General features: G+C 65.4%; 17 protein-coding genes. 14 read left to right on the top strand and 3 right to left on the bottom strand.

All coding sequences use genetic code 11. The features are described 5' to 3' along the window. The first annotated feature begins 64 nt into the window (after positions 1 to 64). The 7 genes from ACOHWE_RS16215 to rimM all read left to right on the top strand — a co-directional run bounded on the left by ACOHWE_RS16215 (position 65) and on the right by rimM (position 3,273). The gene (locus ACOHWE_RS16215) at positions 65 to 631 is read left to right on the top strand and encodes a GNAT family N-acetyltransferase (RefSeq protein WP_420667766.1); all 567 of its coding nucleotides are present in this window, start codon (positions 65 to 67) and stop codon (positions 629 to 631) included. Further along, positions 628 to 1,161 carry a GNAT family N-acetyltransferase gene (locus ACOHWE_RS16210; protein WP_420667765.1) on the top strand — a complete coding sequence of 178 codons (534 nt, stop codon included), beginning with the start codon at positions 628 to 630 and terminating at the stop codon, positions 1,159 to 1,161. Before ACOHWE_RS16215 ends, ACOHWE_RS16210 begins: the two co-directional genes overlap by 4 nt. Positions 1,162 to 1,216: 55 nt before the next feature. Further along, positions 1,217 to 1,540, top strand: coding sequence for a chorismate mutase (locus ACOHWE_RS16205; RefSeq protein WP_420667764.1), 324 nt, complete (start codon positions 1,217 to 1,219; stop codon positions 1,538 to 1,540). A gap of 73 nt (positions 1,541 to 1,613) precedes the next feature. Then, positions 1,614 to 1,973 carry a 30S ribosomal protein S16 gene (gene rpsP, locus ACOHWE_RS16200; RefSeq protein WP_420667763.1) on the top strand — a complete coding sequence of 120 codons (360 nt, stop codon included), beginning with the start codon at positions 1,614 to 1,616 and terminating at the stop codon, positions 1,971 to 1,973. A 4-nt stretch (positions 1,974 to 1,977) separates the two neighbouring features. Further along, positions 1,978 to 2,616: a 5,6-dimethylbenzimidazole synthase gene (gene bluB, locus ACOHWE_RS16195; RefSeq protein WP_420667762.1), complete on the top strand. Its 639-nt coding sequence runs from the start codon at positions 1,978 to 1,980 to the stop codon at positions 2,614 to 2,616. 8 nt (positions 2,617 to 2,624) lie between these two features. Then, positions 2,625 to 2,765: a hypothetical protein gene (locus tag ACOHWE_RS16190; protein ID WP_420667761.1), complete on the top strand. Its 141-nt coding sequence runs from the start codon at positions 2,625 to 2,627 to the stop codon at positions 2,763 to 2,765. Positions 2,766 to 2,769: 4 nt separating this feature from the next. Then, positions 2,770 to 3,273, top strand: a complete 504-nt coding sequence (gene rimM, locus ACOHWE_RS16185) for a ribosome maturation factor RimM (RefSeq protein WP_420667760.1) — start codon at positions 2,770 to 2,772, stop codon at positions 3,271 to 3,273. 10 nt (positions 3,274 to 3,283) lie between these two features. On the opposite strand, the gene ACOHWE_RS16180 is transcribed toward rimM, so the two are convergent. Further along, positions 3,284 to 4,327: an aminoglycoside phosphotransferase family protein gene (locus ACOHWE_RS16180; protein WP_420667759.1), complete on the bottom strand. Its 1,044-nt coding sequence runs from the start codon at positions 4,325 to 4,327 to the stop codon at positions 3,284 to 3,286. A 56-nt stretch (positions 4,328 to 4,383) separates the two neighbouring features. On the opposite strand from ACOHWE_RS16180, the gene trmD reads away from it, so the two are divergent. The 5 genes from trmD (at position 4,384) to ACOHWE_RS16155 (ending at position 9,343) form a co-directional block, all read left to right on the top strand. Further along, positions 4,384 to 5,184 (top strand): tRNA (guanosine(37)-N1)-methyltransferase TrmD, encoded by an 801-nt coding sequence (gene trmD / locus ACOHWE_RS16175; RefSeq protein ID WP_420667758.1) that lies wholly within the window; start codon positions 4,384 to 4,386, stop codon positions 5,182 to 5,184. Between the two features lie 309 nt (positions 5,185 to 5,493). Continuing rightward, positions 5,494 to 5,868: a 50S ribosomal protein L19 gene (rplS, locus tag ACOHWE_RS16170; protein ID WP_420667757.1), complete on the top strand. Its 375-nt coding sequence runs from the start codon at positions 5,494 to 5,496 to the stop codon at positions 5,866 to 5,868. Between the two features lie 11 nt (positions 5,869 to 5,879). Continuing rightward, complete coding sequence (gene rpmE, locus ACOHWE_RS16165; protein ID WP_420667756.1) at positions 5,880 to 6,101, top strand: 50S ribosomal protein L31; 222 nt, start codon at positions 5,880 to 5,882, stop codon at positions 6,099 to 6,101. A 108-nt stretch (positions 6,102 to 6,209) separates the two neighbouring features. After that, positions 6,210 to 8,423, top strand: coding sequence for a DEAD/DEAH box helicase (locus tag ACOHWE_RS16160; protein ID WP_420667755.1), 2,214 nt, complete (start codon positions 6,210 to 6,212; stop codon positions 8,421 to 8,423). 110 nt (positions 8,424 to 8,533) lie between these two features. Next, positions 8,534 to 9,343 carry a division plane positioning ATPase MipZ gene (locus ACOHWE_RS16155; RefSeq protein WP_420667754.1) on the top strand — a complete coding sequence of 270 codons (810 nt, stop codon included), beginning with the start codon at positions 8,534 to 8,536 and terminating at the stop codon, positions 9,341 to 9,343. A gap of 51 nt (positions 9,344 to 9,394) precedes the next feature. Here the strand turns inward: ACOHWE_RS16155 and ACOHWE_RS16150 are convergent, their stop codons facing one another. Then, complete coding sequence (locus ACOHWE_RS16150) at positions 9,395 to 10,627, bottom strand: adenylate/guanylate cyclase domain-containing protein (protein ID WP_420667753.1); 1,233 nt, start codon at positions 10,625 to 10,627, stop codon at positions 9,395 to 9,397. Positions 10,628 to 10,678: 51 nt separating this feature from the next. After that, the gene (locus ACOHWE_RS16145) at positions 10,679 to 11,119 is read right to left on the bottom strand and encodes a MarR family winged helix-turn-helix transcriptional regulator (protein ID WP_420667752.1); all 441 of its coding nucleotides are present in this window, start codon (positions 11,117 to 11,119) and stop codon (positions 10,679 to 10,681) included. Between the two features lie 71 nt (positions 11,120 to 11,190). Here ACOHWE_RS16145 and hmgA point away from each other — a divergent pair, with 71 nt between their 5' ends. Beyond that, positions 11,191 to 12,546: a homogentisate 1,2-dioxygenase gene (hmgA, locus tag ACOHWE_RS16140; protein ID WP_420667751.1), complete on the top strand. Its 1,356-nt coding sequence runs from the start codon at positions 11,191 to 11,193 to the stop codon at positions 12,544 to 12,546. A gap of 108 nt (positions 12,547 to 12,654) precedes the next feature. Next, positions 12,655 to 13,911 carry a fumarylacetoacetase gene (gene fahA / locus ACOHWE_RS16135; RefSeq protein ID WP_420667750.1) on the top strand — a complete coding sequence of 419 codons (1,257 nt, stop codon included), beginning with the start codon at positions 12,655 to 12,657 and terminating at the stop codon, positions 13,909 to 13,911. Positions 13,912 to 13,975: the final 64 nt, after the last annotated feature.

Below are 13,975 nucleotides of genomic sequence, written 5' to 3'. Positions count from 1 at the left end.
ACTCCCGGATTACGTAGCTCAATCACCAGCCGGTCCCAGCGCCCGGCTGGCGAAGGGAGATGTTATGTCTGACAAGTTCCACCGCTTTGCGCGGCTGATTTCGCCCCGGCTGATGCTGATCTCGCCGGCCGAACCGGGCTTTGACGCCAGCGAAGCGTTCCTTGCCCCCGATGCGCCCCGTTTCTTCGAGGCCTCGGATGATCCGGATTCGCTCTGGTGGTCGATCGCCTCGATCATTGGCCATTGGCACCTGCGCGGCTACGGGCTGTTTGTGGTGATCGAACGCAGCACCGGCGATCCCGTCGGCCTGGTCGGCCCCTGGTTCCCCAAGGGCTGGCCCGAGCCCGAGCTGTCCTGGCACCTGATCGAAACCGCCCGCGGCAAAGGCTACGCCAGCGAGGCTGCGGAATGTGTGCTGGAGTGGCTATTCTCGGCACAGAATTGGGATACGATCGTTTCCTACATTCCCGAAGAAAACGCAGCCTCCATTGCGCTTGCCCGCCGCATCGGCGCGCAGCCGGGCGAACCGGTCTCCTTCCGGCTGCAGCCCGCCCCGAACATCCGCGCCTGGCGCCACGACCCGGACCGTTACCGCCACGGCCAGATTGCTGCGGCGAGGATACTGCAATGACGCCAGCCGCCGTCCAGTTCACTGTTCCCCGCGTGGAAACCGCCCGCCTGATCCTGCGCGCCCCCGAGGCCGCGGATTTCGAGGCGCATGCCGCCTTCATCGCCTCGGACCGCAGCCGTTTTGTCGGCGGCCCGCAGCCGCGCGAAGACGCCTGGCGCGGTTTCTGCGGCAGCATCGGCCACTGGGCGGTGCGCGGCTACGGCATGTGGGTGATCACAGGGAAGGACGGCACCGCGCCGCTGGGCCGGGTGGGTTTCATCAACAATGAGGGCTGGGACGAGCCCGAGCTTGCCTGGCACGTCTATGCCGACGCCGAAGGCAAGGGCATCGCTTTCGAGGCCGCGCTGGCCGCGCGCAGCTTCGGCGCCCGCCACTTCGGGCTCGACGGGGTGATGTCCCCTATCGACCCGGCCAACACCCGCTCGCTGAAGCTGGCCGAACGGCTCGGCGCACGCTTTGAGCGGGACGGCGAGTTGATGGGCAAACCCTGCCAGATCTGGCGCCACCCGAAACAAAGGGAGGCCGCCTGATGCCGGCACGCGCCGAAACCGCCCGCCCCGGAAGTGATGCCCTGCGGAGGAACAGATGACTACAGCCACTCAAGACGCCGCCGCGCAGGACGCCGTTGCCCGCGCCGCCGAGCTGCTGAAGGAACACCGCGAAAGCATCGACCGGCTCGACGCGATCCTGGTCTACACCCTGGGCGAGCGCTTCAAGCACACCCAGGCAGTCGGCCGGCTCAAGGCCGAACATAAGCTTCCCCCGTCCGATCCGGCCCGCGAGGCGGCCCAGATCGCACGGCTTGAAGACTTGGCGGAACAGGCCCAGCTGGACCCCGAGTTCGCCAAGGCATTTCTCAACTTCATCATCGATGAAGTGATCCGCCACCACAACAAACACCGGGAATGATCCCGGCATAAGAGCACACAACAGGACAAACCGGGGCTTTTCCCGGAAAACGCCATCAAAGGAGACTGAACCCATGGCAATGAAAATCCGTCTGGCCCGCGGCGGCTCGAAAAAGCGTCCCTTCTACCGCATCGTGGCAGCTGACAGCCGCATGCCGCGCGACGGCCGCTTCATCGAGAAGCTGGGCACCTACAACCCGCTGCTGCCGAAAGATTCCGAAGACCGCGTGAAGATGGACGTCGAGCGCGTGCAGCACTGGATCGACCAGGGCGCCCAGCCGACCGACCGCATCGCCCGCATGCTGGAAGCCGCAGGCGTCCGCTCCAAGGCCGAGCGCAGCAACCCGAAAAAAGGCACCCCGGGCAAGAAAGCCCAGGAACGCGCCGAAGAAAAAGCCGCCAAGGCCGCCGAAGCGGCTGAAAGCGCGGAATAATCCGGTGGAGCTGCGGGGCGCTTTTCCCGAGGGCTTCCGCAGCCAGCTGGATCTGCTGATGCGGCTCCGGCGCGATGTGCGCCGGTTCCGTTCTGACCCGGTGGAAGAGGCGGTGCTCGCGCGCTGCCTCGCCGCCATCCCGCTCGCCCCCTCCGTGGGCTTGAGCGAACCCTGGCGCATCCTGCGGGTGGAAAGCGAAACCGCCCGCGCCGCTGCGCTGAAGAATTTCGAAGCGGCCAACGCCCGCGCGCTTGCGGGCTACTCCGGCGCCAAGGCGGAACGCTATGCCGGGCTGAAGCTCTCGGGCATGCGAGACGCGCCGGTGCAGCTGGCGATCTACTGCGACGATGAAACCGCGCAAGGGTCCGGCCTCGGCGCCGCCACCATGCCGGAGATGCGCCGCTATTCGGTGGTGACCGCGATCACCCTGTTCTGGCTGGCGCTGCGCGCTGAAGGTCTCGGCCTCGGCTGGGTCTCAGTGCTTGATCCCGAAGAGCTGAACCGCGACCTCAACGCCCCTGAGGGCTGGGCACTCATTGGCTATTTTTGCATCGGCTACCCGGAACGGCTTTCGGGCACACCGGAACTTGAGGAACAGGGCTGGGAAAGGCGCATGGCCGCCCTGCCCGTCGAGACCCGCTGAGGCCGCCGGTGGGACGGTTGATCCGGCTTGCGTTTTTTGTTGCAGTGGCCTTTACCGCTGGCATCTTCGCCGAGCGCAACAACCAGAGCGAACGCTGCGAAGCGGCCGGCGGAACCTGGCAGCGCAACGGCTTCTGTGCAAAGGAATGAGACGATGAGCGAACTGATCTGCGTGGGCGCGGTGGCCGGCGCTTTCGGCGTCCGCGGCGAGGTGCGCCTGAAGAGCTTCTGCGCGGTGCCGGAAGAAATCGAAAGCTACTCCCCGCTGACCAGCGAGGACGGCAGCCAGAGCTACACTCTGACCATCACCCGGCCCGTCAAGAACGGCTTCGCCGCCATCCTGAGCGGTGTTGAAACCAAGGAGGACGCCGACGCCATCAAAGGGCTGCAACTGTTTGCCCGCCGCGATCAGCTGCCCTCGCTGCCGGATGACGAGTTCTACCACGCTGACCTGATCGGGCTGGAGGTGCATGACACCGGCGGCACCCTGCTGGGCCGGGTAAAATCGGTGCAGAACCACGGCGCGGCTGACCTCCTGGAGATCCACGGGCCCGGCCTCAAGGCCACCGTGCTGCTGCCCTTCACCAAGGCAGCGGTGCCCACCGTTGACCTCGCCCAGGGCCGCATTGTCGCCGACCCGCCGGAAGGGCTGTTCTGAAGAAATCCGCTCATCCTGTTTCACTGGCCAGCAGTGCATCAAACACTTCGACGATGCTGGCCGCGACCCGCTTGGTTCTCGGGTCCTGCATAGTCGGTTTACGGGACAACCCCACCCAGTTCTTCAACAGGCGGTGTGCGTAGAAAAAGCGGAATACAGGGTCATGAACCAGTTCCGCACCATACCCTTCCTGAAACGCATCCCAGTCCGCTTGCGCTACCAATCCGAAACCAGGCGTCCGGCCTTGCGAGGCCAGATGGTCAGGGCAGTTTGCCAGCCAAATATTGGCCAGATCGCGCTGCGGAAAAATGCTGTCATGGTTAGAGAAATCGATGAAGGAAACGGCTGTTTCCGACAGCAGTATATTGCGCAGGTGCAAGTCGCCATGCTCGACCGCGCCGCGAAACGAATGCCCCCGGGCCCGCCGCGCCGACCGGTGCAGGAAAGCACACAACCCTAAAAACTTATTAGGTTTGGGGACCAGTAACCGCCCGTCGCGTACCTCCTGAGCCTGGCGGGACACACGAGCGACAAATGGCTTCGGCCAGAATTTCCGCTGGCCTGCGTCCGAAACCCTGTGCAAAGCGGCCACTGCATGCCCGATACGCCGCAATACATGGTTTCTGTCGCCAACACCGTATTCAGTGAGCGCCAATTCACGGTAAGCTGTATCACCACGGACAAATTCCATAAGAGCCAGAGGGTGCTGTGTGTCCCGCCACAGGAGGGCTGGTGCAGACACGCCAGCCACCGGCTTCAGGTCGTCAACAGCCTCCTCGTGCCGTTTCAAAAATCTCATCAACCGATGCGGGTTATTGTCCTCAAAATCGGCCCTCAGAACATAACTTTGGCCGCTTGCGGCCCGGACTTCCAATACACAGCGGCGATGTTCAAGCCGACGATTGACCTGCATCCTGCGAAACACAACCCCAGCTTCGGGAATCCCAGCACCCGTCGCCACCCGCGGCCAGAGCGCTTCGGCGCGGGCCTGAACCCGGTCGATCACAGTAAACGGATCGTCCCCGGCGGCCGCTCGCTGCATTTCTGAACTCATGCAATCTCCAAAAGCTTTTTATTGCGCGCAGAACTGGCTCGACTAAACACCTTCTCATGAGTGCACCAAATAAATCCCACGGCCGCAAGGCCATCCGCCCCACCCTGAAGCCGCGCGAGCTGATCACGCCCACGCCGGACCTGGCCGGGGTGTGGAAGGCAAAGATCATCACCCTGTTTCCCTCCGCCTTTCCCGGCGTCTTGGGAGAGAGCCTGACCGGCAAGGCGCTGCAGGACGGGCTCTGGCAGCTGGAGACGGTGGACCTGCGCCAGTTCGGCATCGGCAAGCACCGCAACGTCGATGACACCCCTGCAGGCGGCGGCGCCGGCATGGTGCTGCGCGCGGATGTGCTGGGTGAGGCGATCGATCACACGATGGAAGGCGCCAGCGGCAATTGGCCGCTGATCTACCTGTCACCGCGCGGGCGGCGGATGGATCAGCAGATGATGCAGAACTTCGCGCGCTGCGACGGGCTCACCCTGCTCTGCGGCCGCTTCGAGGGCGTCGACGAGCGGGTGCTGCAGCACTACGGCATCCAGGAGGTGAGCCTTGGCGATTTCGTGATGACCGGCGGCGAGATCGCCGCACAGGCGCTGATCGACGCCACTGTCCGGCTCTTGCCCGGCGTGCTCGGCAATCAGGCTTCGGCCGAGGAAGAGAGCTTTTCCTCCGGTCTGCTGGAGCATCCGCAATATACCCGTCCGGCCGAATGGCAGGGCCGCGCCATCCCAGAGGTCCTGATGTCGGGCCACCACGGCAAGATCGCTGAATGGCGCCGCGCGATGAGCGAGGAGATTACGCGGGAGCGGCGCCCGGATCTGTGGCGGGCCTACCAGGAGGCCAAATCCAAGTCCTGAGCCGATAGCCGCTGGGCCAAGCCCCGCCGGCGGAAGCCGGCCCGGGCGCGATTGCCCTTGATTTGCGGCGCCGGCGGCCGTATGAAGCGCCGGTCTGGATTCGCTTGCGCGGCTCCGGGCCTTTTTGCGGTTTGCCACTCAAAGCTGCCCGGCCTTCTTCGGCCCCTCCCAGCCGGCCCGCCGCAATACTCAAGAAACGAACGGCGTGATCTCTGGCGGGCCGCGAGGCGGGACCCGGTGAAGACCAGGAGCTCTCATGACGGCAGAAACCTCCGCGGCGTGAACCGCGGGCAGATTAGGAGAGTTGCGATGGACTTGATCGCACAGCTGGAGGCGGAACAGATCGCCGCCCTGGGGAAAGAGATCCCCGACTTCAAAGCCGGTGACACCATCCGTGTCGGCTACAAGGTGACCGAAGGCTCGCGCACCCGCGTGCAGATGTACGAAGGCGTCTGCATCAGCCGCAAGAACGGCGCAGGGATTGCCGGTTCGTTCACCGTCCGCAAGATTTCCTTTGGCGAAGGCGTGGAGCGCGTGTTCCCGCTCTATTCCACCAACATCGACTCGATCGAAGTGGTGCGCCGCGGCCGTGTGCGCCGCGCCAAGCTGTACTACCTGCGTGCGCGCCGCGGCAAGTCGGCCCGGATCGCAGAAGACGCGAACTACAAGCCCAAGAAAGCCTGAGGAGCGGTATCATGAAAAAAGACACCCATCCCGACTACCACTTCATCGACGTCAAAATGACCGATGGCACCGTCCTCAAGATGCGCTCCACCTGGGGTTCCGAAGGCGACCAGCTGTCGCTGGACATCGACCCCTCGGTGCACCCGGCCTGGACCGGCGGGACCTCGCGCCTGATGGATGCCGGCGGCCGCGTCTCCAAGTTCAAGAAGAAATACGAAGGCCTGGGCTTCTAAGCCACTGCGTATTACTCGACACATCCCGAAGGCTGCCCCTGACGGGCAGCCTTTTTTCTGTTCTCCCTTGCGCGCGGCAGCTGGCTGCGCGGGAAAGATACCCTGCCCGTGAAACAAGCCCTGGCCAACGCGCTCGAACAGCGCGGTTATGACACCCTGACGCAAGTGCAGGAGGCAGTGACCAAGCCCGAGGTGGAAGGCCGCGACCTTCTGGTCTCGGCGCAGACCGGCTCCGGCAAGACGGTGGGCTTCGGGCTGGCGCTGGCGCCGGACCTTCTGGGCGAGGGCGAAAGCTTTGACGAGGCCGCGGCACCGCTGGCCCTGGTGATTGCGCCGACGCGCGAACTGGCCCTGCAGGTGAAACATGAGCTGAGCTGGCTTTATGCCGGGGCGAATGCCTCCATCGCGTCCTGCGTCGGCGGCATGGACATGCGCGACGAGCGCCGGGCGCTGGCCCGCGGCGCCCATATCGTCGCCGCCACCCCGGGCCGCCTGCGCGACCACATCATGCGCGGCTCGATCGACCTTTCCGCTGTGCGCGCGGTGGTGCTGGACGAAGCCGACGAGATGCTGGACCTGGGCTTCCGAGAGGATCTGGAATTCATCCTCGGCGAAGCGCCCGAGGACCGCCGCACGCTGCTGTTCTCGGCCACCGTGCCGCCGGCAATCGCCAGCCTGGCGGAGACCTTCCAGAAGGACGCGCTGCGGATCAAGACCGTGGCGGAGACCTCGCAGCACGCCGATATCGAATACCGGCTGATGGCGGTGGCGCAGCAGGACGCGGAAAACGCGATCATCAACGTGCTGCGCTACTACGAGGCGCCGAGCGCGATCATCTTTGCCAACACCCGCGCGATGGTGAACCGGCTGGCGACCCGGCTGACCAACCGCGGCCTGCCGGTAGTGACGCTGTCGGGCGAATTGTCCCAGACCGAGCGCAGCCACGCGCTTCAGGCGATGCGCGACGGGCGCGCGCGGGTCTGCGTGGCCACCGACGTGGCGGCACGCGGCATCGACCTTCCGGGTCTGGAACTGGTGATCCACGCCGAATTGCCCTCGAACCACGAAACCCTGCTGCACCGCTCGGGCCGCACCGGCCGGGCCGGGCGCAAGGGCGTGAGCGCGCTCATCGTGCCGCCGAAGGCACGCAGCAAGGCGCTGCGCCTTCTGAAATGGGCCAAGCTTTCGGCGGAACACTGCGAAGCCCCCTCTGCCGACGAAGTGCTGGCGCGCGACGAGGAGCGGATGCTGGGCGATGCGATCTGGCAGGAGCCGGTGACCGATAGCGAGCAGTCCGGGGTGGAGACCCTGATGGCGCAGTTCTCCCCCGATCAGCTCGCCGCCGCCTACCTGCGCCTCTACCGCAGCCGCCATTCCGCGCCCGAGGAGCTGGGCCCGGCAGACGCCGCCCCGCCCCGCAAGGAGCGCAAGGAGCGCCGCGAGTTCGGCCCCAGCGTCTGGTTCTCGCTTTCGGGCGGCCGCGAAGCCGGGGCCGACCCCCGCAAGGTGCTGCCGATGCTCTGCAAGGCCGGCAATATCGAGCGCGACGCCATCGGCGCGATCCGTGTGCAGGAAAATGAAACCTTTGCCGAAATCAGCGAAGGCGCGGTCGAGGGCTTCCTCAGCGCGCTTGGCGGCAAATCCGAGCTGGAACCGGGCGTCGAGCTGACCCGCCTGGCCGAGGCCCCCGACCTGCCGCCGGCCCCGCGCCGCGGCCCGGGCGGCCCCGGCGGCTTTGGCGGCCCGCGCGGCCCGAAGGGCAAGCCGCACCGCGGCAAGCCCGAGGGCGGCAAACCGGACCGGGAAAAGCGGGACTGGGAAAAGCGGGACTGGGACAAGCCGCGCGGCGACCGTGACGGCGGCGGCTATGAGGGCCGTAAACCCGCGGACCGCAAGCCGTATCAGAAGAAGTCCGAGGACTCCTTTGCCCCCCGTGGCAAACCGGCTGGCAAGCCGCGCGGCTTTGGTGCCGACCGCGACAGCCGCCCGCCGCGCGCGGACTGGAAAGACAAGCCGCGCCGCGACAGTGCCGATGGGAAGGGCCCGCGCCGCGACAAGCCCGAAGGCCGCTTCAAGAAGCCCGAACCCGCTGCCGTCGCCAAACCGCTCAAGCCCTCGGGCGCCTCGGACACGTCCAAGCGGATGGTAAACCCGAACGCACCGGGCAAACCGCAGCGCGCCAAGGGGCCGAAGCCGCCCGTGGGCAAGCCCACCAGCAAGAAGAACAAGGCCCGCGCCGCGGCCGCCTTTGGCGGCAAGGGTGCCAAGGGCGGCGACGCGCGTCCGCAGCGCAAGCCCGCGGGACCCGGAAAACACAAGTGATACACTAAGTTTACCAGCCCGTGCCCGGCGCTTTTCTTGGCCGGGAACAGTGCCTATACAGGGCCGGAACAAGGACGTGCGCATGCGCGTATGAGCGAAGGAACCGGTACATGGCGCATATCATTGTCGTCGGAAACGAGAAGGGCGGCGCGGGCAAATCAACTGTTTCCATGCATGTCGCCACCACCCTGGCCCGCCTCGGCCACCGGGTGGCGGCGCTGGATCTGGACCTGCGGCAGCGTTCGCTGGGCCGCTATCTGGAAAACCGCAAGGAATTCATGGCCAAGGCCGGGCTCGACCTGCCGACGGTGGAAATGCATGAGCTGCCGGAAATCGACGCCGCCAGCCTTCAGCCGGGCGAGAACGTCTATGATCATCGGCTCTCTGCTGCCGTTGCGAGCCTGGAGCCCGGCCATGATTTCATCCTGATCGACTGCCCCGGCTCGCACACCCGCCTGAGCCAGGTGGCGCATTCGCTGGCCGACACGCTGATCACGCCCCTGAACGACAGTTTCGTGGACTTCGACCTGCTCGCGCATGTCGACCACAAAGGCGAGAAGATCACCGGCCCCTCAGTCTATTCCGAAATGGTCTGGAACGCCCGCCAGCTGCGCGCCCAGGCCGGGCTGAAGCCAATCGACTGGATCGTGGTCCGCAACCGCGTCGGCACCCAGCGCATGGTCAACAAGGAAAAGATGGAGCGGGCAATCAACATGCTGTCGCGCCGCATCGGTTTCCGCGTGGCGCCGGGTTTCTCCGAGCGGGTGATCTTCCGCGAGCTGTTCCCTCGCGGGCTCACGCTGCTGGACCTCAAGGACGTCGGCGTCAAGCAGCTGAACATCTCCAACATCGCCGCGCGGCAGGAGCTCCGCGACATGATGAAGGAAATGAACCTGCCGGGGGTCGAGGTCAGCCTCTGACCGTCCCCTAGCGGCCCGCGCCCCGGACTGAAGCCCGGGCCCCAGGAAAGCTCAGCCGTCGCAGCCGCATTTGCCGCGGTAGATCGTATAGAGCTCGATCGGATCCGCGACGCCGCGCAGCATATAGCGCCCCAGCGACACCAGGTCGTGGTTTGTACCCCTGGCCGCCGCCTTCACCTCCTCGGACACTATGATGTTCTGCCCGACCGAACGGTGCATGTCCGAGATCCGTGCGGTCTGGTTCACCGCTTGGCCGATCACGGTGAAATCCAGCCGGTTCTCTGCCCCGACGTTGCCATAAAGGATCTCGCCCGCATGGACGGCAAGGGTGAAGCCCATAGTCGGCAGGTTTTCCGCCTGGCGCGCGGCGTTGTGGGCGCGCACCTTGCCGCAGAGCTCGTTGGCGGCGGCGAGTGCGGCATGAGCGTCCTCTTCGATGCTGCCGAGATTGAACATGGTCAGCATGCCGTCGCCCATGAACTTCAGGATGTTGCCGCCATGCGCCTGGATACTTGCCACCGCGAGGCCGAAATAGCCGTTCAGCATCTCAATCAGCTCTTCGCCGGGCAGCGCCTCTGCCAGCTCGGTGAAGCCCTTGAGGTCAAACAGGCACAGCACCGCGTCGATCTTCTCGGAGGAGCCGCGCTGGATCTCGCCCGACAGCACCCTGCGGCCGGCATCGCGGCCCAGGTAAACCTGCAAAAGATCGCTCGCCATTTGCCGGTTTGAGGAAGATTTCAGCGCCAGCCCCAAATGCGGCAGCGTGGTGCGGATCAGGTCCAGCTCCCGGCTGGTGAAGCCGCCCTTGCGGTCGGTGGTCCAGGACACCAGCATGCCTTCCTGCGGGTGGCGCGGGTCGTTCGGCCCGGCATCGGGCGGGGCAAAGCGCAGGCCCTTGGCAAAATATTCCGTGGCGCCGCGCTCGCGCAGTTCGGGCAGCAGCGGGAATTCCTCCGGCGCGCCGTTTTCGAGGTTCTCGCGGAACTCCTCCAGGTCGTGCTCCAGGATATGGTAGAACGGGCTGCGCAGCCATTCCTCGCGCGGGCTTTCGCGGTATTCGTAATGCTCGTGCGAAATCCCCGCGGCGCGGGTCCAGTTGAAGCCGATGCCGCCAAACCGCGGATGGAACGCGCGCTGCGCCAGGTGGAAGCGCCACAGCGGCACTCCGGCATCAGCCAGCCGCAGGCAATAGCCCTGCAGCAGGTCCTGCTGCCGGGCACCCTGCAGGCCCTGCTCCATCAGCCAGGCAATCAAAGGGCCGGCATTGACGTCAACTTGAATCATTTTTTGCCTTTCAATTAATCGCCTTCATTTGGGGCCTCGCGCAGCCAATGTCTACGCTTCGATCCCTGCTAATTTGCGCAGCATATGCCGCAAAATCGCAACCTCGCCCGCGGTGAATCGGGCGCACATCTCCGCATCGAACGCCTTGGCCACCTCGCGCAGGTCGCGGTAGGCCGCCTGCCCAGCCGGCGTCAGCGTAAGATGCTCGGCGCGCCGGTCGGTCTCGTCGCGGCTGCGGGTCACAAACCGCTTCTCCGCGAGTTTGGCCACAGCGCGGCTGATCTTGGTCTTGTGGATCTTCGCCCGCGCGCCAATCTCCTTTGCCGTCATCTGGCCGTAGCTGCCCAGGTGGAACAGCACCCGCCATTCGGTGCGCAGCATACCATAGCGGTCCTTGTAATGGCGCTGAAATTCCAGCGAGCTTTCCTCGGCCGCGCGGTTCAGCAGGAAGGGCAGGAAATCCTGCAGGGTGAAATCATCTTTTTTGTCCATTTGCGCCCCCTCTCTCTTGTTGGTTACAAAAACAACTATTACCCCGCAAGCAGCAACAGGAGGAACGTGTCATGAATCGGCCCGCAGATCCGCAGCAGATGATCCAGGCCCCCTCGATGGCGGGCCCGCACGAGGGCTACATGCCCGGCTTCGGCAACGACTTCGAGACCGAAGCACTTCCCGGCGCGCTGCCGCAGGGCATGAACAGCCCGCAGAAATGCAACTACGGCCTCTACGGCGAGCAGCTTTCGGGCACCGCCTTCACCGCCGACCCGCCGGAGCGCACCTGGAGTTACCGCATCCGCCCCTCGGTCAAGCATTCGCACCGCTACGAGCGCATCGAGCTGCCTTACTGGAAGTCGGCCCCGCATGTTGTGGATGAGGTGACCAGCCTCGGCCAGTACCGCTGGGATCCGGTGCCGCATTCGGACAAGGGTCTTACCTGGCTCACCGGCATGCGCACGATGACCACCGCGGGCGACGTGAACACCCAGGTGGGCATGGCGAGCCACATCTACCTGGTTACCGAGTCGATGGTGGACAGCTACTTCTTCTCCGCCGATTCCGAACTGCTGGTGGTGCCGCAGGAAGGCCGCCTGCGCTTTGCCACCGAGCTGGGCATCATCGACCTCGCGCCGCAGGAGATCGCGATTATACCTCGCGGGCTAGTCTACCGGGTCGAGGTACTCGAAGGCCCCTGCCGCGGCTTTGTCTGCGAGAACTACGGCCAGAAGTTCGAACTGCCCGGCCGCGGGCCGATCGGCGCCAACTGCCTCGCCAACCCGCGCGACTTCAAGGCCCCGGTGGCGGCCTTCGAGGACCGCGAGGCGCCCTCCACCGTGACCATCAAGTGGTGCGGCCAGTTCCACGAGACCAAGATCGGCCACTCGCCCCTGGACGTGGTCGCCTGGCACGGCAACTACGCGCCCTACAAATACGACCTCAGCACCTACTGCCCGGTCGGGGCGATCCTGTTCGACCACCCGGACCCGTCGATCTTCACCGTGCTGACCGCGCCCTCGGGCGTGCCGGGCACCGCGAACATCGACTTCGTGCTGTTCCGCGAGCGCTGGATGGTGGCCGAGAACACCTTCCGCCCGCCGTGGTATCACAAGAACATCATGTCCGAGCTGATGGGCAACATCTACGGCCAGTATGACGCCAAACCCAAGGGCTTCGTGCCAGGCGGCATGTCGCTCCACAACATGATGCTGCCGCACGGACCGGACAAAAACGCCTTCGAAGGTGCTTCGAACGCCGAGCTGGGACCCGAGAAGCTCGACAACACAATGTCCTTCATGTTCGAAACCCGCTTTCCGCAGCACCTGACCGAGTTCGCCGCCACGGAAGCGCCCTTGCAGGACGACTACATTGATTGCTGGGCCGACATCGAGAAGAAGTTCGACGGCACGCCCGGATTGAAGTGACGGCAAAGGGGGCGCTGCCCCCTCCGGGCCTCAAGCGGCCCATTCACCCCCGGAGTATTTCCGGAAAGATGAACACGGGGTCCTGCCCCCCGAATACCTGGAGGCAACATGCCGCTTCTGAAATCCTGGGTGGCCTCGGCCAATGACGCGGCCCACCCGTTCCCGCTCAACAACCTGCCCTACGGCGTGTTTTCCACCGGCGATGGCGAGCCGCGCTGCGGCGTTGCCATCGGTGACATGATCCTCGATATGCAGGCGGCCGAAGAGCGCGGCCTGATCCAGCTAGGGGATGCCCCGCTGTTCGATGTGCCCTACTGGAACGACCTGATGGAGCAAGGCCCGGCGGTCTGGGCCGCGCTGCGCGCGCGGCTGATGGCGCTCTTGGAGTCGGGCGCTGCGGAGCGCGAAAAGGTGGAGCCGCTCTTGGTGCCGATGGCGGAGGCCGATCTGCACATGCCCTTCGCGGTCAGCGAATACACCGACTTCTACGCGGGCCGCCACCACGCTCAGAACGTCGGCACCATGTTCCGCGGACCGGAGAACGCGCTGCCGCCGAACTGGCTGCACATCCCGATCGGCTACAACGGGCGGGCATCTTCGGTGGTCGTGTCGGGCACCGATGTGCGCCGCCCCTGGGGGCAGCTGAAGGGCCCGGATGATGATGCGCCCCGCTGGGCGCCCTCCGCCCGCTTCGACATCGAGCTGGAGATGGGGGCGATCGTCGGCACGCCCTCGAACGGTCCGATCACCGTGCAGGAGGCGGACGATCACATCTTCGGCTACGTGCTCCTGAACGACTGGTCCGCGCGCGACATCCAGGCCTGGGAATACCAGCCGCTTGGGCCCTTCCAGGCCAAGGCGACCGCAACTTCGATCAGCCCCTGGATTGTCACGAAAGCCGCGCTGGAGCCGTTCCGCTGCGACACGCCGGAGCGCGAAGTGGAACTCCTGGACCACCTGAAGGATTGCGGACCGATGCTCTACGATATCGAGCTGGAAGTGACGCTGGCACCCGAGGGCAAGGACGCGGTCACCATCGCGCGCACCAACTACAAGGAGATGTACTACTCCGCCGCCCAGCAGCTTGCGCATCACGCCACCTCGGGCTGCCCGATGAACGCGGGCGACCTCCTGGGCTCCGGCACCATCTCCGGGCCCGAGAAGGACAGCCGCGGCTCGCTCTTGGAACTCAGCTGGGGCGGCAAGGAGCCGCTGACACTGGACGGCGGCGAAACCCGGTCCTTCGTCGAGGATGGCGACACGCTGACCCTGAAGGGCGCGGCCCGGGGCGATGGCTACTCCATCGGCTTTGGTGACTGCACCGGCACCCTGCTGCCCGCGCTTGACGATCCGTTCCGGAAGTAGGCCCCGCCCTTCTTCTTGCCCCAAATATCCCCGCCGGAGATTCCTGCACCCGCCCTCCGGCGCA

It is taken from the genome of Cribrihabitans neustonicus (assembly GCF_048820895.1).
Classification (GTDB): domain Bacteria; phylum Pseudomonadota; class Alphaproteobacteria; order Rhodobacterales; family Rhodobacteraceae; genus Cribrihabitans_A; species Cribrihabitans_A neustonicus.
This window is presented reverse-complemented; position numbering and strand designations above follow the sequence as displayed.

Excerpts from the sequence above, each read along its gene's own strand:
- fahA (WP_420667750.1), top strand. The coding sequence starts at position 12,655 with ATGCCGCTTCTGAAATCCTGGGTGGCCTCGGCCAATGACGCGGCCCAC.
- ACOHWE_RS16205 (WP_420667764.1), top strand. The coding sequence starts at position 1,217 with ATGACTACAGCCACTCAAGACGCCGCCGCGCAGGACGCCGTTGCCCGC.
- rplS (WP_420667757.1), top strand. The coding sequence starts at position 5,494 with ATGGACTTGATCGCACAGCTGGAGGCGGAACAGATCGCCGCCCTGGGG.
- rpsP (WP_420667763.1), top strand. The coding sequence starts at position 1,614 with ATGGCAATGAAAATCCGTCTGGCCCGCGGCGGCTCGAAAAAGCGTCCC.
- hmgA (WP_420667751.1), top strand. The coding sequence starts at position 11,191 with ATGAATCGGCCCGCAGATCCGCAGCAGATGATCCAGGCCCCCTCGATG.
- rimM (WP_420667760.1), top strand. The coding sequence starts at position 2,770 with ATGAGCGAACTGATCTGCGTGGGCGCGGTGGCCGGCGCTTTCGGCGTC.
- ACOHWE_RS16150 (WP_420667753.1), bottom strand. The coding sequence starts at position 10,627 with ATGATTCAAGTTGACGTCAATGCCGGCCCTTTGATTGCCTGGCTGATG.
- ACOHWE_RS16155 (WP_420667754.1), top strand. The coding sequence starts at position 8,534 with ATGGCGCATATCATTGTCGTCGGAAACGAGAAGGGCGGCGCGGGCAAA.
- ACOHWE_RS16180 (WP_420667759.1), bottom strand. The coding sequence starts at position 4,327 with ATGAGTTCAGAAATGCAGCGAGCGGCCGCCGGGGACGATCCGTTTACT.
- trmD (WP_420667758.1), top strand. The coding sequence starts at position 4,384 with ATGAGTGCACCAAATAAATCCCACGGCCGCAAGGCCATCCGCCCCACC.
- ACOHWE_RS16215 (WP_420667766.1), top strand. The coding sequence starts at position 65 with ATGTCTGACAAGTTCCACCGCTTTGCGCGGCTGATTTCGCCCCGGCTG.
- ACOHWE_RS16210 (WP_420667765.1), top strand. The coding sequence starts at position 628 with ATGACGCCAGCCGCCGTCCAGTTCACTGTTCCCCGCGTGGAAACCGCC.
- rpmE (WP_420667756.1), top strand. The coding sequence starts at position 5,880 with ATGAAAAAAGACACCCATCCCGACTACCACTTCATCGACGTCAAAATG.
- ACOHWE_RS16145 (WP_420667752.1), bottom strand. The coding sequence starts at position 11,119 with ATGGACAAAAAAGATGATTTCACCCTGCAGGATTTCCTGCCCTTCCTG.